The organism is Nostoc sp. NMS9 (assembly GCF_017114995.1).
GTDB lineage: Bacteria > Cyanobacteriota > Cyanobacteriia > Cyanobacteriales > Nostocaceae > Nostoc.
In genome coordinates this window covers 41793-59842 of the sequence record NZ_JABXKL010000093.1, presented here as the reverse complement: position 1 = coordinate 59842, position 18050 = coordinate 41793, and the positions used below count along the sequence as shown (strand labels likewise).

18 protein-coding genes and 1 riboswitch are annotated in these 18050 nt (G+C 39.3%); of the genes, 5 read left to right on the top strand and 13 right to left on the bottom strand.

Going from position 1 to position 18050, the window contains the following annotated elements:
* Positions 1 to 245: 245 nt before the first annotated feature.
* The 3 genes from HWQ40_RS31740 to HWQ40_RS31730 form a co-directional block, all read right to left on the bottom strand.
* Positions 246 to 1115 (bottom strand): zinc metalloprotease HtpX, encoded by an 870-nt coding sequence (locus HWQ40_RS31740; protein WP_292785883.1) that lies wholly within the window; start codon positions 1113 to 1115, stop codon positions 246 to 248.
* A gap of 286 nt (positions 1116 to 1401) precedes the next feature.
* A complete protein-coding gene (locus HWQ40_RS31735) occupies positions 1402 to 1953 on the bottom strand; it encodes a Chromate resistance protein ChrB (protein WP_292785881.1) in 552 nt (183 codons plus the stop codon).
* Positions 1954 to 2313: 360 nt separating this feature from the next.
* A complete protein-coding gene (locus HWQ40_RS31730) occupies positions 2314 to 4389 on the bottom strand; it encodes a TrkA family potassium uptake protein (protein WP_292785880.1) in 2076 nt (691 codons plus the stop codon).
* A gap of 87 nt (positions 4390 to 4476) precedes the next feature.
* A riboswitch (Fluoride riboswitch) is annotated at positions 4477 to 4561 on the top strand.
* Between the two features lie 95 nt (positions 4562 to 4656).
* Here HWQ40_RS31730 and HWQ40_RS31725 point away from each other — a divergent pair.
* The 3 genes from HWQ40_RS31725 (at position 4657) to HWQ40_RS31715 (ending at position 8006) form a co-directional block, all read left to right on the top strand.
* Positions 4657 to 5985, top strand: a complete 1329-nt coding sequence (locus HWQ40_RS31725) for a voltage-gated chloride channel family protein (protein WP_292785879.1) — start codon at positions 4657 to 4659, stop codon at positions 5983 to 5985.
* A gap of 217 nt (positions 5986 to 6202) precedes the next feature.
* The gene (locus HWQ40_RS31720; RefSeq protein ID WP_292785878.1) at positions 6203 to 7414 is read left to right on the top strand and encodes an ATP/GTP-binding protein; all 1212 of its coding nucleotides are present in this window, start codon (positions 6203 to 6205) and stop codon (positions 7412 to 7414) included.
* Positions 7407 to 8006 (top strand): RloB family protein, encoded by a 600-nt coding sequence (locus tag HWQ40_RS31715; protein ID WP_292785877.1) that lies wholly within the window; start codon positions 7407 to 7409, stop codon positions 8004 to 8006. The genes HWQ40_RS31720 and HWQ40_RS31715 overlap by 8 nt, the downstream gene beginning before the upstream one ends.
* 37 nt (positions 8007 to 8043) lie before the next feature.
* Here HWQ40_RS31715 and HWQ40_RS31710 read toward each other — a convergent pair whose 3' ends face one another.
* The 5 genes from HWQ40_RS31710 to HWQ40_RS31690 all read right to left on the bottom strand — a co-directional run bounded on the left by HWQ40_RS31710 (position 8044) and on the right by HWQ40_RS31690 (position 13499).
* Positions 8044 to 8682 carry a Uma2 family endonuclease gene (locus HWQ40_RS31710; protein ID WP_292785875.1) on the bottom strand — a complete coding sequence of 213 codons (639 nt, stop codon included), beginning with the start codon at positions 8680 to 8682 and terminating at the stop codon, positions 8044 to 8046.
* Positions 8683 to 8809: 127 nt separating this feature from the next.
* The gene (locus HWQ40_RS31705; RefSeq protein ID WP_292785873.1) at positions 8810 to 10045 is read right to left on the bottom strand and encodes an LL-diaminopimelate aminotransferase; all 1236 of its coding nucleotides are present in this window, start codon (positions 10043 to 10045) and stop codon (positions 8810 to 8812) included.
* Between the two features lie 193 nt (positions 10046 to 10238).
* Positions 10239 to 11597 carry an NAD(P)/FAD-dependent oxidoreductase gene (locus HWQ40_RS31700; RefSeq protein ID WP_292785871.1) on the bottom strand — a complete coding sequence of 453 codons (1359 nt, stop codon included), beginning with the start codon at positions 11595 to 11597 and terminating at the stop codon, positions 10239 to 10241.
* Positions 11598 to 11831: 234 nt separating this feature from the next.
* A complete protein-coding gene (locus tag HWQ40_RS31695; RefSeq protein ID WP_292785869.1) occupies positions 11832 to 12758 on the bottom strand; it encodes a DUF4349 domain-containing protein in 927 nt (308 codons plus the stop codon).
* Positions 12759 to 12866: 108 nt separating this feature from the next.
* Entirely contained in the window at positions 12867 to 13499 is a 633-nt protein-coding gene (locus HWQ40_RS31690) for a DUF1003 domain-containing protein (protein ID WP_292785868.1), read from the bottom strand.
* Positions 13500 to 13621: 122 nt separating this feature from the next.
* On the opposite strand from HWQ40_RS31690, the gene HWQ40_RS31685 reads away from it, so the two are divergent.
* The gene (locus tag HWQ40_RS31685) at positions 13622 to 13762 is read left to right on the top strand and encodes a hypothetical protein (RefSeq protein ID WP_292785866.1); all 141 of its coding nucleotides are present in this window, start codon (positions 13622 to 13624) and stop codon (positions 13760 to 13762) included.
* A gap of 337 nt (positions 13763 to 14099) precedes the next feature.
* Here the strand turns inward: HWQ40_RS31685 and HWQ40_RS31680 are convergent, their stop codons facing one another.
* Positions 14100 to 14240 carry a hypothetical protein gene (locus HWQ40_RS31680; RefSeq protein ID WP_292785864.1) on the bottom strand — a complete coding sequence of 47 codons (141 nt, stop codon included), beginning with the start codon at positions 14238 to 14240 and terminating at the stop codon, positions 14100 to 14102.
* Positions 14241 to 14441: 201 nt separating this feature from the next.
* Here HWQ40_RS31680 and ilvC point away from each other — a divergent pair, with 201 nt between their 5' ends.
* Entirely contained in the window at positions 14442 to 15437 is a 996-nt protein-coding gene (gene ilvC / locus HWQ40_RS31675; protein WP_292785863.1) for a ketol-acid reductoisomerase, read from the top strand.
* Positions 15438 to 15669: 232 nt separating this feature from the next.
* On the opposite strand, the gene HWQ40_RS31670 is transcribed toward ilvC, so the two are convergent.
* The 4 genes from HWQ40_RS31670 to HWQ40_RS31655 all read right to left on the bottom strand — a co-directional run bounded on the left by HWQ40_RS31670 (position 15670) and on the right by HWQ40_RS31655 (position 18016).
* The gene (locus HWQ40_RS31670; RefSeq protein WP_292785861.1) at positions 15670 to 16080 is read right to left on the bottom strand and encodes a pentapeptide repeat-containing protein; all 411 of its coding nucleotides are present in this window, start codon (positions 16078 to 16080) and stop codon (positions 15670 to 15672) included.
* A gap of 63 nt (positions 16081 to 16143) precedes the next feature.
* Positions 16144 to 16437: an HU family DNA-binding protein gene (locus HWQ40_RS31665; protein ID WP_292785859.1), complete on the bottom strand. Its 294-nt coding sequence runs from the start codon at positions 16435 to 16437 to the stop codon at positions 16144 to 16146.
* Positions 16438 to 16614: a hypothetical protein gene (locus tag HWQ40_RS31660; protein WP_292785858.1), complete on the bottom strand. Its 177-nt coding sequence runs from the start codon at positions 16612 to 16614 to the stop codon at positions 16438 to 16440.
* A 682-nt stretch (positions 16615 to 17296) separates the two neighbouring features.
* Entirely contained in the window at positions 17297 to 18016 is a 720-nt protein-coding gene (locus HWQ40_RS31655) for a sterol desaturase family protein (RefSeq protein ID WP_292785857.1), read from the bottom strand.
* Positions 18017 to 18050 lie beyond the last annotated feature (34 nt).

Genomic DNA, 18050 nt, shown 5'->3' with positions numbered 1-18050 from the left:
GATTCACACGGCAAAATCCATCATCTTACCATAAAATAATTTTGCAAGAGGTCTACTAATTTGTCGGTTTCAGAACTTATTTTTACAATTACTATGGATTCAGTAGATTCGATATTGTTAGAAGTCATACTTAAAACATCCTTAATTGCAAAGTTTATTCTCCAATAATAATTGCACCCTATCTTAATAGTCATTAGTCATTTGTTTATTTCACAAAGGACAAATAACTAATGACTAGTGACAAATTAATAAGTTTTTGTTGGCAGTTGTTGCTCTAATTTTAGTAATGCAGCAACTCGCATTTCTGTCGCCGGATGACTGGAGAATAAGTTACCCAGAAACTGTCCAGAGATGGAATTGATAATTAATAACGGCTCATAAGCTGGATTGGCATTTAAAGGCATCTGCTTTGCTGAAGCTTCTAAGCGTTGCAATGCTCTAGCTAAGGCGCGGGGATTACCAGTTAATCTAGCAGAACCTGCATCAGCGGAAAATTCTCGTGTGCGCGAAATTACTAGCTGAATGATTGTCGCAGCCACAGGCGCAAGCATGACTGTTAATAAAACTCCTATTGGATTTCCACCTCTGTTATCATCTCGTGAACCACCGCCAAACCATAGGCTGTAACTAACCATTTGGGCTAGGAATGAGATCGCACCAGCCACAGTAGCAGCAACAGCTTGGGTGAGAGTGTCACGATTAATAATATGGGTTAGCTCGTGGGCGATAACACCTTCGAGTTCATCATCTGGCAATATATTTAGAATACCTTCAGTGACAGCCACAGCAGCGTGTTCTGGATCGCGCCCTGTAGCGAAGGCGTTAGCACCTTGGCTTGGAACGATATAAACTTTAGGCATGGGAATGTTAGCGCGATCGCTCAATCTCTGCACCATCCGATAAAGTCCTGGTGCTTCGCTTGCACTCACAGGTTGCGCCTGGTATACTGCTAGGGCAATTTTATCTGATTGATACCAGGAAAACAGGTTGGTTGCTGCTGCCAAGCCAATCCCGATAATCAAGCCACTATAACCACCAATTACCCAGTAACTAATTGCAATCAAAAGACCACTTAGTGCAGCTAGCAAAGCAGCCGTTTTCAATTGATTTGTCATATTTTTGCTCTCCTGCTAATGCTGTATAAATTTTTTAGAAAACAGCATTACTTCAGCTACATTTTGATTTTATCCAGCTAAACTTAGATATATGGTACAGAAAACCTATCAGATAAGTACGGTTTTCCTACTTAAGTTTTAGTAATACTAATTTAGTAATAGAATTAATACTTATAGATACTAAAAACGCATCTATCTATAGGAATAAATTGTTTATCTAGGCTGAAATTACAAGGGTAATGCTTAGATTGGGTTATGCCTACACCATTAGTTAAGATCCATTTACTTATGAAGGTTCTGAGTCTATTCCTTGTGCTTGATATATCTGTTGGGAAAATAGCTGAAAATCTAATTCGCACGCCTTCAAAGCTTCACTGGCTTGTGAGTATTTTTGGGCATCAAACAAATCGCGATCGCGGATTTTCGGCAACCAAGAACGCAGTTTCGTTAGTTCCACTTCATTCTCTTCCAGTTCTGCAAAAGTGAGATTACTTATTTTCTGTTCCTCGCTCAATTCGCTATGGAAATCTCGACATTGCCCCAAAAACTCTTGATATTCTTGGTCTGCCTGCTGTTGGAAACGCTCTACCAACATAACATTTTGCTCAGGTTCATCAATGCAAATGGTGAATAAATCTGCTTCACCGCCACCTGCTGTAATGTCTGCTTTCAATTCTTTTAAATGGCTCTGCAAGTCTTCTCGCTGTGGTAGCAAGCACACCGACTGCTGTAGATAAAGTGCGCCCAATCCCTTGAGTTTACGCCACACATACACCCGCTGTGTCGAAGGTTGTGCGGGTACTTTATACACCAATAGATTCCAAGATTTTCTATCCATAGAGGTATTGTAACAAGTGTTGTATTTGATTTAATTTGTTGCTAGGTTGGTTTATGAAACATCTGTTGCATTGAGAAAAGTTATGAATCTGAACTGGCACTGCTTTTGGATTCCTCAACTTGGCTGTGGGATTAGCGCTTTTATCTGCTAGTTTGTTAGCTGGTGGGTTGTGGCAAACATTGGGAGCAGAGGCAACATTTATAACTGGAAGCTTGTTTGCGTAAGCGAAGCTCGTCGTAGACATCGCTGCTGTTTTATTGCTAGTAATTAATAGGAAAAAATATTCGCCAATATAAGGGAATACAGTTCAGTTAAGCATTTCTTTCTTATCTCCGTTACAAAACTGAATTACGAATTATTTTAATCTGTATCCTCAAAAAATGATTTCAATCGGGCTGTAACTCTTAATTTACTAAGCCTTCGCACCAGTAACAAAGCTTGTTGTTTATATAATGTTACTGGTAACAGTCCAGGCAAATTATGCATCAAATCTCTAGCTGTACCGATGCTACATCCTGATATTATACTTATTTCATTTGCACCATCAAAAATAGCATCTTGGGCTAAAACTTTCTCCACCTGTACTTGCCAAGTTCGAGGAAACATTTCACCTCGCTCAATCCGCTGGAGGCTATTGCTATTTGCCAAAACAATCAGGCGATCACCAATAGTAAGTTGTGTATGATCGCCAGGCATTAACTTAACAGGCGATCGCTTGAGGCTTTGATATAAAATTGGTACAACTCCATAACCATAAGCAACCTCAGCCAATAGTAATCCATTCAGTGTATCTCCAGCCTCAATCATATACTCTACTACCAAAATAGCTTGAGTATCGAAGTTAAACAAGCTGAGAATATTTTCTCCAAAAGCCGCAGCAGCAAACACTTCTGCTGAAATAGCAGATGTGCAAATAACTTGAGCATAAGGAAACAACCGTGCTACGTTATCACGAAAGTATTGGTCGTAAGTCCGAATAATCACACGAGTTGTAGGACTCTGAGCGTATGCCATCAAAGCTATTTCCAAATTTTCCATGTCATCGTCCGTAACAACAACGACACTTTTACTATTAGCGAGATTTACCTTGACTAGAGCATCAGCAATATTATCAATAATCAGTGGTATTTTGTTGAAAAAATCGGCGTTTAGTGCTGTGCTGCTAATACCTACCAAAGGTTGCTTGAATTCTTGTAACAAAGTTGCGACTCGCTGACCAACTCGATTTAATCCAATAAGTACAACATGGTCTTTTTCAGGGATTGATGGCTGAAAACTATTGAAGAACTTAAACCTTGAACTTAACAAAGCATCAGTTAGCAATGCATATAAAACCCCAACAAAACCGATACCCGTTAAAGTTAGTGCGAGGCTAAACAATCGCAACCACCCTGGCATATTTTGCGCTGGCTCTGGTGGGGTTTTAAAATTCACACCGCCAAATATATCTCCGTATCCTCCCAAAAGCAAGACAACAGTAGCATAAAATGCTTCTATTATGTTACTTCCAGGATAATTTAAGATATAAATAATTGTTCCAAAACACCAAAGAAAAAGTACTGTAATTCCACAGATAATTGCCACCCGCAAACTCTGATAACGATAGAATCTTCGCAAGAGATATGCTATTTTCTGTTTGAAATTATTCCAAGCTCTGCCTAATACAATTTCTTGCCATAACTGCTGCCAGTTGTACTTACGCACAGTAGCAAGTTGTTTCAAACTTTTAAGCTGCTCTGTAACTTCGATATAAATAATCGTATCACCTGGGTGTAATGTCGCTTCTGGTTCCCACTGATGAAACTCTTTAGGTAAGGGAGATGAATCATTAGCGTGATTTAATACCCGACGATATAAAGTATTTAGTTCATGTATACGCCATTTATTGCTCCAGTTATCACTCATTTTAATCTGACGCTTTACTACCCGAAATTGGCGTTCCTCTAGTTGGAAATATCCAAGATTATCATCTCCAAGGGCTGCAACAGCAAAGCCAGAAGCAGAAATTTGATTTGGCTCAAAGGCAATAAAATTACCAAGAGTTTGACTTAAAAGTTCATTGAGATTTTGTTTGTCAGAACGTACAACCAGGCGAACTTGAGGATTTAAAAGCCTTGCAGCAAAGGCAGCTTCTATATTTACCCGCTCATTACCAGTGACTAAAAGTACAGTTCGGCATTGAGAAATATTTGCCTGTTCTAAAACACTAGACTGACGGCAATCTCCGATTAATAACTGTTCTAATAAACTTGATAAATTTGATACCTGCAAATTTTGAGGTTGTTCTTGATCGATAGCATTGACAATAGCACCATACTCTTTTAGGACTGCAACACAATGCTGACCCAAACTTCCTAGCCCACAAACTAAAAACCGATCTAGTTTTGTCTGAGAATCTTTAACAGGCTGATAATTATTTTTTGATGATGGCAGCATATAATACCGCCAATGATACAGATTATTTATCTATATCGTAGAATACCAAAGATATTGACCCACAGCAAAAATGGTATTATTAATTAAATCATTAACGGCGATGGAGCTCGCCAAAACCGCCTTTCTGGCGCGATAAACTCTCTTCTGGAAGGCTGATGGCTCCTACTTTCCTTGCTAACTGCGGGAGAGTAGGGCTTGGCTAAATGCATTACCTGACTCTCCTGTAGAAAGTATCTGTCTACAAATCGCACCTCAAAGAGTCATGGTATGAAACACTTTCGTCAGTTTGAACCATTTATTGCCTTACCTCATCTAATCAAGTGGTTGCCTATTTCTTTTGTAGTTGGCATTCTTGCTGGAACTGCTTCTGCGGCTCTTTTAGGATCATTGGAATGGGCAACTGATTGGCGAGAATCGCATCGCTGGATTATCGCCTTGCTTCCTCTTGGTGGCTTCTTAAGTGGCTGGATTTATCATCAATTTGGTCGGACTGTAGAAGCTGGAAATAACCTTTTACTCGAAGAAATTCATAATCCTAAAAATATTATTCCCTTCCGTATGGCTCCTCTTGTTTTACTAGGAACAGACCTTACCCATTTTTTTGGTGGTTCAGTCGGTCGTGAAGGTACAGCATTACAAATGGGTGCTTCTCTAGCAGACCAGTTAACTAAAATATTGCATTTTCAAGGGGCTAATCGACGAATTTTGTTAACAGCAGGTATCAGTGGAGGATTTGCTTCAGTTTTCGGTACTCCCTTAGCTGGAACTGTATTTGGTCTAGAAGTTTTAGCGATTGGTAAAATTCATTACGATGCTCTTTTTCCTTCTTTAATTGCTGCGATCGTTGGAAATCAAGTAACCTTACTATTTGGTTTACAACATACACCATACCGACACGCTCCCTCTATACCAACGCTCACAATTTGGGGATTGATTTCTGCCATTATTGCAGGTGCAATTTTTGGAATTGTAGCGAGATTCTTTGCTAAAGTAACTCACCAAATTAGCCACTTCTTTAAAGCAAAAATATCTTATCCTCCACTGCGTCCTTTTATCGGCGGTGCAATAATAGCAGCAATTGTCGGGTTGAGTGGTACAACTAAATATATTGGGCTTGGTATTCCAACTATCGTTGATTCTTTCTACAATCAGCTACCTCCTTGGGATTTTGCAGCAAAATTAGGTCTGACTGCTTTAACTTTAGGAGCAGGTTTTAAAGGAGGAGAAGTGACACCTTTGTTTTTTATTGGTGCAACTTTAGGTAATGCTTTATCGTTGCTTTTAGCATTACCTGCACCACTCTTAGCAGGAATGGGATTTGTGGGTGTGTTTGCGGGTGCAGCAAATACACCTTTGGCATCCACCTTAATGGGAATTGAACTATTTGGTCTGGAAGCGGGGGTATTTATTGGTATTGGCTGTATAGTGAGCTATTTATTTTCAGGTCATTCAGGAATTTATTCTGCACAGCGTATTGGGTTGAGTAAATACTCTGCTGTATATTTAGAAGAAGGGGTGACTTTGGCTAATTATGGACGAGGAAAAATTGATTTACCCAATGATAACGAAGAAAGAGGAAGTAATTCTCAGGAATAATTTATTGATGTAATTAATGGATAATTGGAAAAGTGTGTATTTTCCCGCCGTAGGTATCGCAATTGTCAGACTAGTCATGCATGAGCGATAACCGCTATGCTTAACTTATATATTTGCGATCATTTCACAAATATGGTGTTTAGGATGAAAAGTTACTATGCTCATAGAGTTTAGTATTGGCAATTACCGATCCTTTAAGGATAAAGTCACCTTTAGTATGGTAACTGCTAATATTGTTGCTAAAGAAAAGGAACTTGATGACAACAACGTTTTTGCGGTAGATGATGATCTAAAATTACTCAAAAGTGCTGCAATTTATGGTGCTAATGCCAGTGGCAAAAGTAATCTTGCGAAAGCTTTGAGCTTTATGAAGTGGTTTATGATTAATTCCTCTAAAGATACTCAAAGTACAGAAAAAATAGGAGTTGAGCCGTTTGAGCTAAGTACAGAAACTGAAGTACAACCATCTTTTTTTGAAATTGTGTTTCTATTAAATGGTAAAAAATATAGATATGGGTTTGAAGCTAATCAAAAAAGGATTATTTCTGAGTGGCTATCTTATGTTCCTAAAACAAATAAAACTGCTCTTTTTGAGCGAGTTTCTGAGGGAAATTCACGTAAGCTCAAATATCTATCTAAAAAGTTTAAGGCTGAGGGTATTTACCCAAAAACTAGGAGTAATGCGCTTTTTCTATCAGTAGCTGCTCAATTTAATGTTGAAATAGCTGAGAGAATACTAGATTGGCTAACAAAAAAAGTAAATATAGTTTCAGGTTTAAATGATCAAGTTCATTTGATTCATACAGTAAGTTATTTAGCCAAAAATAATGATAATAGGTCAGAAATTATTCAATTAATAAAACAGCTAGATTTAGGTATCAAACAAATAAGAATAAAGCAAGCAGAAATTATCCCTATAGAACAAAGTTCTTATCATTTCAAAACAGAAAGTTCAATTAAGACAGGGCATCAAAAATTTGATAAAAAAGGTAATTATGTTTCTACAAAATTCTTTGATCTAGAAAATCAAGAGTCGGAAGGAACTAAAAAAATAATTTCTATTGCTGGACTTTTGGTAGATACTCTTAAATATGGCAAAGTTCTGATATTTGATGAATTGGATGCGAGACTTCATCCGCTAATCAGTAAAGCAATTGTTAAATTATTTAACTCCAGAAAGACAAATTATAATAATGCACAACTAATATTTATGACTGATGACACCAATTTGCTCAGTAATAAAATCTTTCGCAGAGATCAGATTTGGTTTACTGAGAAAAATAAATATGGTGCTACAGATTTATATTCATTAGTTGAATATAAAATACGGAATGATGCCTCTTTTGAAAGTGACTATATCAAAGGCAGATATGGTGCTATTCCATTTATTGGTGACTTAAGTCAACTTCTTGGTGAGCCTAATGCCTAGAAACCGTGGCTATGCCGATAGAAAAGTTGCCACAAGAGAGCTTAGGCAAATATTTTTAATTATATGTGAAGGTGAAAAAACCGAACCAAATTACTTCATGAGCTTTCGTGTTTCCACGACTATCAAGCAAATTGATATTAGAGGATTTGGATACAACCCAAGTAAACTAGTACAAGAGGCTAAAGAATTAAAAGCTCAAGGAGATTACGATCAAATTTGGTGTGTATTCGATAGGGATGATTGGCCTAAGGAAGATTTTAATAACGCTATTGCGAATGCTGAAAGAGAAGGGTTTAAAGTTGCTTACTCTAATGAAGCTTTTGAATTATGGTATGTATTGCATTTTGAATTTTTAAATACTGGACTTCCTCGCAAAGATTACATCGATAAGTTAGAGAAAGAGAAATTGCTTGGACACAAATATAAAAAAAATAGTGTGACAATCTATGACGAAATAGAAAATCGGCAATCTACTGCCATCAAACACGCTAAAAGTCTTCTCAAGCAATATAACCCTTCTAATCCAGTAAATGATAATCCTTCAACAACAGTACATCTTTTAGTTGAGGAGCTAAATAAATTTATTCGATAATGCTTATCCTTGAGATGACATCAATTATTTTTATTTACTAAATCATCGCTTCCAATTCTTTCGAAGCTTGAAAACTTCCTACTTGCCAACTACGCTCCACAGCAGCAGGAATAATTTGAGTAATAGCTATATCTTCAAAATTAGGACTGGTGTTAGATTTTATATATTTACCCTCTTTTAGCAAATAAATAGAAAGACTCCCGCTATCGTAAACCCATAGTTCTGGAACTCCAATGGCTTCATAAGCATCAAGGGTAGTTTTTGATGTGATATCAGTTTCAATCGCTAAATCTGGGGGCGGATCATCAGGTTGTAAGCGGCGATGACCAATCATCTGTTGATAATTTTGAATATAAAAGCAAGCGTCAGGTTCAACTCCTGCTACGCCTTGCCGTTTAAAGGTGGTGGAACCAAAAGGTTGATATCTGATATCTTTAGCCTTCAGCAATATTTTGACGATATCAGAAATTAAATCTTTGGGAATTTCATGTTCTGGTAAAGGAGCCATAATTTCTAAAGCACCCTGGCTGTAGGCAATTCGTGTAGTTCTTTTGTCTCCCAATTCTTGTAAAATAGATTCAAATTCTTGCCAGCTAACATCTGGAATTGTCACCGTGCTACCAGGTGCTAACTGCATCTGGCTAACAGCTTTGAAAACGGGGATAGCAGCAGTCATGTCGCTTCGCTCCAATTCAAAATTGAAAATTCAAAATTGAAAATTCAATATCTATTAGGTTGCGGTGGATAATACAGCCCACCGTAACCTTTAGACTAATAGAATGAGTTTAACAAAAGCGATCGCTCTACACTTTAAACTTCTCGGTAATCCGCTTCATCGCCTCTTCGACATTCTCCCGACTGTTAAACGCCGAAATGCGGAAGTAACCTTCACCCGCAGCACCAAAGCCAGAACCGGGTGTTCCTACCACATTGACAGTTTGCAGCAACTTATCAAAGAATTCCCAACTGGATAAACCATTAGGAGTTTTTACCCAAACGTAAGGTGCATTCACGCCACCATAAACTGATAATCCGGCGGCTGTGAGTTTTTCACGGATAATTTTGGCGTTTTCGAGATAGAAACTCACCAATCCTTTGATTTGCGCTTGTCCTTCTTCGGAGTAAACCGCTTCAGCTCCTCGTTGGATGATGTAAGAAACACCGTTGAATTTGGTAGACTGGCGGCGATTCCAGAGTTTCCACAGTTCTATATCGGAACCATCGGCGGCTTTTGCTGTGAGTGTCTTCGGTACTACAGTTAACGCGCAACGGGTTCCTGTAAAACCTGCGTTCTTAGAGAAAGACCGAAATTCGATCGCAACTTCTCTTGCACCTTCAATTTCATAAATTGAGTGCGGAATCGACGGATCGGTAATATAGGCTTCGTAGGCTGCATCAAAGAAAATAATCGAGTTATTAGCTTTGGCATAGTCTACCCATGTCTTTAAATATTCCTTGGTAGCAGTTGCGCCAGTGGGGTTATTGGGAAAGCAGAGATAAATTAAATCGACTTTCTTTGAGGGAATCTCGGCGGTGAAGTTGTTATCAGCTGTAATTGGCAGATAAACTAAGCCCTCAAATTCGCCTTTATCGTTGGCATCCCCAGTATTTCCCACCATAACGTTAGTGTCTACATACACGGGGTAAACTGGGTCAGTAACGGCAATTAGATTGTTATGACCAAAGATTTCCAGAATGTTGCCTGTGTCGCACTTGGAACCATCGGAGATAAAGATTTCCGAGGCATCTATATCGGCTCCCCGTGCTTGAAAATCTTGAGTAGCAATTTTCTCCCGCAACCAAGCGTAGCCTTGCTCAGGGCCGTAGCCTTTGAAGGTATTGCGATCACCCATTTCTTCCACAGCTTTAATCATCGCTGTGCGGCAAGCTTCTGGTAGAGGTTCTGTGACATCGCCAATGCCTAGCCGAATGACTTTAGCATCAGGATTGGCTTCTGCAAAGGCATTCACCCGCCGAGCAATTTCTGGAAACAGATAACCCGCTTTCAGTTTCAGGTAGTTGTTGTTAATAGTTGCCATTATGTAGATTATGAAAAACGCCCTCAAATAGCTTACTGCTAATTTATGAGGGCGGGGAGAAATCAATTCAAAATTCAAAATTCAAAATTCAAAATTGAAGAAAAACACTGGAATAGATGTAGCTTCAGCTTCCCCCAAGGAAAGAAATAACTCCTAACTCCTAACTCCTAACTCTTAACTTAACAATGCCCAATTAGACATTTACTGGTTGTTTATTATCGGCTGATGTGTAACTGTTGCGATCGCCAATTCCGAACTGCGTGATTGATTCCTGGCCTGTAATCAATCTTGCTCCACGATTACGGGTGAAATAGTTCCATGCCCACTGAATCATTACTACTAATTTGTTGTTAAATTCAATTAAAAAGTAGATGTGAATCAACAGCCAAAACAACCATGCAACGAAACCTTTCAGCTTGATAAAGCCCAAATCGACCACAGCAGAATTGTGCCCAATCATTGCCAAACTACCATGATCGGTATAAGAAAAGGGTGGCAAACTGTTACCTGCAAGCCGCTTTTGGACTAGTGCTGCTACATATTCACCTTCTTGCTTCGCTACAGGTGCAACACCAGGTAGGGGTTTACCATTTTGATGAGAAAAATTTGCTAAGTCGCCAACTACAAAAATATTGGGATGTCCCTTAATACTTAAGTCAGGTTCAACGATAATCCGTCCAGCGCGATCGCACTCAGCATCTGTGCGTTCTGCTAGCACTTTTCCCATTGCGGAAGCTTTTACACCTGCTGCCCATAATACCGTTTTTGAGCCAATTTCTTTAACTTCATCGCCTTGTTTAAGGGTAACAACATCATTTTCAATATTTGTTACCAATGTTTTTGTCTGCACAACCACCCCCAAGCGCGTTAAAGATGCTTCCGCTTCTTGTGATAACTCTGGTGCAAAAGGCGGCAAAATCCGATCCAAACCTTCTAATAGCAAAATTTTGGCTTCTGAGGTGTCGATGTTGCGGAAATCTTCTTTGAGAGTTTGATTTGCCAATTCTGCGATCGCACCAGCTAACTCTACACCAGTAGGGCCACCACCTACAATTACAAAAGTTAACCAAGCACGGCGTTTTTCTGGATCGGTTTCTTTTTCTGCGGCTTCAAAGGCCGAAAAAATCCGGCTACGCATTTCTATAGCATCTTCTACTGTTTTCAAGCCTGGGGCGAATTCTTCCCAGTTATCTTTGCCAAAGTAGGAATGCTTCGCACCTGTAGCGACAATTAACGTATCGTAAGCTATTGCTTCGTCGCCCACAATCACTTTTTGCGCTTCTGGATCGATATTATTCACCTCTCCCAGCAGTACTTTCGTATTCTTGCTCTTGCTGAGGACAGAACGCAACGGTGAGGATATATCAGCGGGAGATAGCGCACCTGTGGCGACTTGATATAAAAGGGGTTGAAATAGATGAAAGTTACGTTTATCAATCAGAGTAACCTTTACTGCTGCCTTGGCGAGTGTTTTTGCTGCATAAAGTCCACCAAAACCACCACCAACAATAACAACTTGATGGGGTGGACTATTGTCAAGTGAATTTACCATAAGAAATATTATCGTGTACGACGACTATTGTAACTATTCTTAACAAATTTGTATCAAAATTGTCATCACATATTTTGTATTGCTCTTTACATTTAAAAAAGTATTAAAGTAATCAAGACTACAGGATAAAGAAAATTTTTTAAGAGAAAGGTACAGACAATAGGAGTTTGGAATATTTTAATCCCTCTTTGCTTGTATAGATTTATCAAAAGTAGGTATAGAATTTATGCAAGTTTACTCAGAACTAGTTGACTCTGGTGTTTGTGTCAAACGTGGTGAATTAGTTCGCCGCCAACGCCTAAAGCCATAGACAAGAGCAACAAAAATTAACAAATAGGGACTGTAAACAATCAACCAAATACCCAGTTTGAGTAAGCCAACGGAAAATGCACTCAAAGAATGGGTAGAGTTGTTCCAAGTTTCCTGAACTTGCAAACCCAAGGCAGGTTGGGGACTGGTGCTAGAAACTGCTGCTTCTAGGTTCAGCGTAATGGTGGAATAAGCAACTTGATTTTGTAAGCTTTTTAGTTGGGCATCAATTTGTTCTATTGTTTGTCGGACATTACTCAGTTCTTGGGCAACACTAAGCACATCTCTCACAGAACCTGCCCGATCCATAATTTTTTGCAAATTAGCTTCAGTTTTTTGCAAATTGGTTAATCTGGCTTGAAAATCCACTAGGCGATCGCCTACATCTTCGGCAGTGATATTACGACTATTAACAGTGCCTAATTTAGCTAGTTGTTCTAGGGTAGGCTCTAGCCGATTCTCTGGTATCCGCAATTGGATTGTTGCTGTGTAACGCGGGTTGTCGTTTTTGGGTTGTTGTTGTTTCAACCCGATTAAATCCCCTTGCTGTTGATTGATAATTTGCGAAACGGCATCAATAGTCCGATCTACAGAGTTGACAGTCAAAGAGATTGCTGCTTTTTTGATGAGTTGAGGACGAGAACGCTCTATTGGTGCAGCTTCCGCCTTTTGGGAAAGACTGCTTTCACGAGCAGGTGCAGATCCTGGATTTGCCGCACTATCGGCTGCCATTGGAGGTAAAGCCTGATTTCCTGACTGATGGGAAGAGGCGCAACTGGTGAAAATCACCCCTCCCAATAACCCACTTATAAATAAAGCAGATGTGCGCGGTAATTTAGTCGAAGCGTACATAATCTATCCCCAGATGGATGAAGTTAACCCCAGTATTACTGAAGAAAAACTCAAAATCTGGATTGTTGCGATTTATGTAACAGGGATAAAGTTTTGTCCAAAGTCCAATTATTCTTCAATTGATGTTTGTTGCTGAGAGAAACTTGCTAATTCGGATGCTAAAGTCTCTTCTAATACATCTATAATTGCGTGCGGATCAGTAGGGGACTTCATCATTTCAGCCTCCGGGTCAGAGCGATTTTTGACATTAGGAATATCCAGGCGTAATTCCTCAAGCAAACCGATGAGTTTAGCGATTTTCTGCTCAGAGAGCAGGTTAAGTTGAAGACTAAGCTGCGCCCGTTGCTCTGCTAACTTTTCTTGTCGCTCTTGTTTAATCAATACCCCAGTTGTCACCAATAATGAACCCGCAGTCAGTGAAAATTGTAACCAAGGAAATGGAAGAGGATCAAATCTTGGTATGCCCAAACGTCGTGGTAAGACATTGGGTGTTACCCACAGAATAATCCCAAGCAGAATGCTATACAGGAATGCAGGACGACCAAAAAAGGCAGTTACCGTTTCTACAACCCGCTGGTGTTGTGGTACGTCATTTTCAGAACGTCTGTGCAATGCGATGATAGTCTCGATATTTTTACTAATAGATTCCGGTAATGGGGCAGTGGGCAAAATGTTTTGACGACGTGTTTCGCACGATCCTTGCGGTGAATCTTTTGGATTTGGTTTATCTTGGGAGAGCATTGGTAGTCTGACTTGATAAATGATTACTTCAATTTACTAACTCAATTTAAACCGCAATTCGACTCTTATATGCTTGATTAATCAATCAAGTTTGAACTAAAATTGGAGGTAATAAGGTTATAGTGTCTACTGGAACCGTTAGTGCAGGTAAGTTTCAAGGTGACGCCAACCAGGATCGCACTCTCGCTACGCCGAATGTCTTAGAATGCCTTTCCTCTCAAGGAATCACCATTACTAACCCTATATCAGTGACATTATACTAGGGTAAAACTTTCGATTTCAAATCCTTAATAACGAAGCTTCCCTGATGGGAAACACTATTATAACTGTGGGGGACGGTGCTGATGATTTTGGGTAACTTAAGTAAATTATCTGTGGAACCTGTCAAATTAACTACTAATACCAATTTTATATGAAGATGCGCTAAATCATATTAGGACTGAAGTATAAGAAAGAAAAACGAACCGCAAAGGGCGCAAAGGACACAAAGAAAGAAAGAAAGAAAAGAAAGAAAATTTGGCGCACCCTCACAAAAAAATGGTATAAATTACTGCGTTGCCGTATACGTCCAGTTTTTTGAATATATTCCTAATTTGAGAATTAGCGATCGCATTCGGGATTTCCAAGAAATAAATTATTCAATCTTGTGAAATGGGCAACATGAGCGCCCATAGTCAAAGGGCGGTGTCCACCTGACAAGAAGTAGTTGAGTATTTTTTTATTTGTCAGTCTCTGATTCATAACCTTTACCCAGAGCATCTTTCTGACATTTCTGACGGCTAAAAATTTTCATGCAGTGTGAAACTTATGAATCTAGCTTTTATAACGCTTTGAGCAATATTGTGAGAAATCTGGGTCACAGTTCATCTGTGGTTACTCAATTTGGGGTACAATCGAAAGCCTGCCAATAAATGACGATGCTTGCTGACAGGAGATGCTTCTATGGCCCGGATGTATTATGACGAAGATGCCAATTTAGACCTTTTGGCTGGAAAAACTATCGCTATTATCGGCTATGGTTCCCAAGGTCATGCCCACGCTCTCAATCTCAAAGACAGTGGTTTGAATGTGATTGTGGGATTATATCCGGGTAGCAAGTCAGTCGCAAAAGCTGAAGCAGCTGGGTTAACTGTGAAAAATGTTGCAGATGCTGCCAATGCTGCTGATTTCATCATGATTTTGTTACCTGATGAAGTTCAAAAAACGATTTACAAAAACGAGATTGAACCCAATCTAGAAGAAGGAAACGTGTTAGCCTTTGCCCACGGTTTCAATATTCACTTTGGACAAGTTGTACCACCGGCTAACGTCGATGTGGTGATGGTAGCACCAAAAGGGCCGGGGCATTTGGTACGCCGGACTTATGAAAGTGGTGAAGGCGTACCAGCGCTGTTTGCAGTTTATCAAGATGCTAGTGGTCAGGCACGCGATCGCGCCATGTCTTATGCTAAAGGTATCGGTGGTACTCGCGCTGGTGTCCTCGAAACGACTTTCCGCGAAGAAACTGAAACAGATTTATTTGGCGAACAAGCAGTATTGTGCGGTGGTTTGAGCGCTTTAATCAAAGCCGGATTTGAAACTTTGGTAGAAGCTGGTTATCAACCAGAATTGGCTTATTTTGAATGTCTGCATGAAGTCAAGCTGATTGTTGACTTGGTTGTAGAAGGTGGTTTAGCCAAAATGCGCGACAGTATTTCTAATACAGCTGAATATGGCGATTATACTCGTGGCCCGCGGATTGTCACCGAACAAACCAAAGCTGAAATGCAGAAGATTCTCAGCGAGATTCAATCTGGGCAATTTGCGCGGGAATTTGTTTTGGAAAACCAATCTGGTAAACCAGGATTTACCGCCATGCGTCGTAAAGAAGCTGAACACAAAATTGAAGAAGTTGGTAAAGATTTACGCGCTATGTTTAGCTGGTTGAAAAAGGCTTAAGCACTGAAGTTGTGACTTCACTAGTCTAAACACACAATGGCTTAGACTTCTTGTAAAAGTCAGGAAAAGGTTAAGGGGAAAAGATGAAAAGGATAAAATTTTCCCTTACCCTTTTATTAGGAGTAAACCAAGTCGACCCGAAATTCTTTACTGTATCTTGCTTTGTCCCAATTTTTTTGCTTTCTTAACTTGTTTAGGATTAAGTAAAGGGTTGATGATGTCTTCAACTTAGTCATTTTAGAAGTAGAAACTTTTCAAATGAGAACCCTTCGCGGGTAGCTCCTTTGAGGTTAGCTCCTTTGAGGTTAGCTCCTTCGAGGTTAGCACCGCTGAGGTTGACATCGCTGAGGTTGGCACCACTGAGGTCAGCACCTTTGAAATGGTTTTTCAAATGGTTTATGATTTTTACATCAATCAGAAATTGAATAACGCTTCTTTTTCGCTTTCCATCTTGATTCAACCTTCGCAGCAGCCAAAATGTTTTAGCACACGCTACATTAATCGCTGCATCTAGCTTCTGTTTTTCGGAGTCTGATAGTTTATGTTCTTCGGAGTCTGGTAGTTTTGATGATTCTTGCTTGTAAATCAATACTTGCTTGTTAATCAACACTTTTAATTCTTTATCAATTAGCAGTTCTGACATTTTGTCAAGATAAGCCTCTAGAGCTTGCTCACGTGAGTTGTTATCTGCTCGTCTCTCTTCTGCTCAATCAAAGTAAAACACTGCCAAAGGAATAGCGAACGTGCCACCAAGCTGCAATAAATCCCACAAAGTCTTAGAAGATTGAAAATTTTTAGTTTCTTTTTTTGTTATTTTAATAACTTCGTTGGTTCTGGGATTAATTTCTTGTTCTGTGGTTACTGATTTATTAGAGTCTTTTCCAAAGCCTGTCCACTCAGCAATTCCGTTGAACGGATACAATTTTGCAAAAATTAATATTAATGCAAATATGACAATTAGGATTAATAAGTTATTTTTAATTTCTGAACGATTCATCATTCACGACGCTAACCTTTTTCTAAGTTCTGCCTCTAGCTGTTCTGGTGTAGCCACCACTACGCGCCCCGGTTTTGCTCTCATGATTGATAAATAGTGCTGAAATGCATCTTCATCATCTGGGTGAGTGATAACGTATTGGCGTAAGTCTGCCTCGCTAAGGTTTATGTAGTCAGTCATCCTATAATGTTCTCCCCATTGCTAAGAATTTCTACTTGAATAGATTCACCAATTAAAATCACAATTCTGTTTGTTCTCTGATCGTACCGGACTAGGGCGATATCACGTAGGAGGTTGCTAGCGCGAACGCAGAAGTCGAAAAATGCTTTTAATTGCTCTATTGTTGGCTCCATAGACACCACATTAACGATATAGCAATACTTTCAGTCGTTGATACACCCAAACACCCACCAAGCCCACCTACGCAATAATAAGGTTTTTACCATAGCCTCCACTTCACCCACCACGCGGGCCACCTACACCCACCAAAATGTAGTTTTTGTTACGCTTTTTTGATTTCTCTGGCTTTTAGTGCTTCAGAAGCACTAAACAATTTTATCATCTCAAATAAACACAACTTCACTCTAAGACTTACACGGCGAGTGGCGAGTGTAGACTTTTCAAGGCTAAAATGGGGAAGAAAGCGGCAGCCGTTGGCTGCCGCTTTCTTCCCCCCTCAGAATGATTATCATTATTAATAAAATGCTTAAAAATTAATTTTTTGGGACAATTTATTCTTTGGAAGTCCCTTAAGTGAGGACAAGAACTCCACTCCCAACCCACTAAGAGCAAGCCAAGAGAGGACTATGATGTGCCTTGTATGATTAGGAAACGCTATAATACCATGATTTTTTTAGTAGAATTATGTTTTTTCAGTGTCATTACTCATAGATGGCTTAATAGTTATATACTCGATAAAACTCACAGGAAACATAATTCCCGGCTTCTTAGTAGGAGGATTCAGTGTGTTAAATATTCTGTCCCAGAATCCCTGAATACCATAGTTTCCATTAAAGCAAGTGTGATGAAGATCGTGGAAATCTGATGGAATGAAAAATATTGACAAAGAACTATGACCTTCTAAGTTGTAAGCATTGCCTATAACGCTCCATGCACATAGTTGAGTTATATCATATCCAAATATAAAAATAGGCAAAACATCAGCGATCGCAACAATAATATATTCAATCAAACTCTTGTGTCCAGCAACAAAACTTGATGAGTCACGAAACTCATGATGTTTAAGATGGATTTTCTGCAAGAATCTTGTGTGCAAGAGCCGATGAGCAACATAAAAACAGAAATCAGCAGCAACTATTCTCATCAAAAACCATCCAAGGTTTAGAAGTAAGCTATTTCCTCTATGAACCTCTGGAGCTAGATATAGAATTATGAGTGCTGAGAGAAAAGTTTTAATTTCTCCTGTTATAATGCTTTTGATAGTAAAGGAAGGAAATTCTTGATTTTTGACTTTCTTGACCCTTGCAGTCAGCTTATCTCTTAAAACATCGTTACTTTTGATTCCTTTTTCAATAAGAATGCCAATACTATAAAATGAGATAGAACCAAGGAGCCAATACAACAGGACCTGCGTTATAAAGTCGATCTCGATCTTG

What these genes read in the sequence shown, in the direction of transcription:
- HWQ40_RS31680 (WP_292785864.1), bottom strand. Translation starts at nt 14,240, where the DNA reads ATGAATCAGAGACTGACAAATAAAAAAATACTCAACTACTTCTTGTCA.
- HWQ40_RS31720 (WP_292785878.1), top strand. Translation starts at nt 6,203, where the DNA reads ATGGTAACTGCTAATATTGTTGCTAAAGAAAAGGAACTTGATGACAAC.
- HWQ40_RS31725 (WP_292785879.1), top strand. Translation starts at nt 4,657, where the DNA reads ATGAAACACTTTCGTCAGTTTGAACCATTTATTGCCTTACCTCATCTA.
- HWQ40_RS31670 (WP_292785861.1), bottom strand. Translation starts at nt 16,080, where the DNA reads ATGTCAGAACTGCTAATTGATAAAGAATTAAAAGTGTTGATTAACAAG.
- HWQ40_RS31715 (WP_292785877.1), top strand. Translation starts at nt 7,407, where the DNA reads ATGCCTAGAAACCGTGGCTATGCCGATAGAAAAGTTGCCACAAGAGAG.
- HWQ40_RS31665 (WP_292785859.1), bottom strand. Translation starts at nt 16,437, where the DNA reads ATGATGAATCGTTCAGAAATTAAAAATAACTTATTAATCCTAATTGTC.
- HWQ40_RS31700 (WP_292785871.1), bottom strand. Translation starts at nt 11,597, where the DNA reads ATGGTAAATTCACTTGACAATAGTCCACCCCATCAAGTTGTTATTGTT.
- HWQ40_RS31710 (WP_292785875.1), bottom strand. Translation starts at nt 8,682, where the DNA reads ATGACTGCTGCTATCCCCGTTTTCAAAGCTGTTAGCCAGATGCAGTTA.
- HWQ40_RS31735 (WP_292785881.1), bottom strand. Translation starts at nt 1,953, where the DNA reads ATGGATAGAAAATCTTGGAATCTATTGGTGTATAAAGTACCCGCACAA.
- ilvC (WP_292785863.1), top strand. Translation starts at nt 14,442, where the DNA reads ATGGCCCGGATGTATTATGACGAAGATGCCAATTTAGACCTTTTGGCT.
- HWQ40_RS31695 (WP_292785869.1), bottom strand. Translation starts at nt 12,758, where the DNA reads ATGTACGCTTCGACTAAATTACCGCGCACATCTGCTTTATTTATAAGT.
- HWQ40_RS31740 (WP_292785883.1), bottom strand. Translation starts at nt 1,115, where the DNA reads ATGACAAATCAATTGAAAACGGCTGCTTTGCTAGCTGCACTAAGTGGT.
- HWQ40_RS31660 (WP_292785858.1), bottom strand. Translation starts at nt 16,614, where the DNA reads ATGACTGACTACATAAACCTTAGCGAGGCAGACTTACGCCAATACGTT.
- HWQ40_RS31705 (WP_292785873.1), bottom strand. Translation starts at nt 10,045, where the DNA reads ATGGCAACTATTAACAACAACTACCTGAAACTGAAAGCGGGTTATCTG.
- HWQ40_RS31690 (WP_292785868.1), bottom strand. Translation starts at nt 13,499, where the DNA reads ATGCTCTCCCAAGATAAACCAAATCCAAAAGATTCACCGCAAGGATCG.
- HWQ40_RS31730 (WP_292785880.1), bottom strand. Translation starts at nt 4,389, where the DNA reads ATGCTGCCATCATCAAAAAATAATTATCAGCCTGTTAAAGATTCTCAG.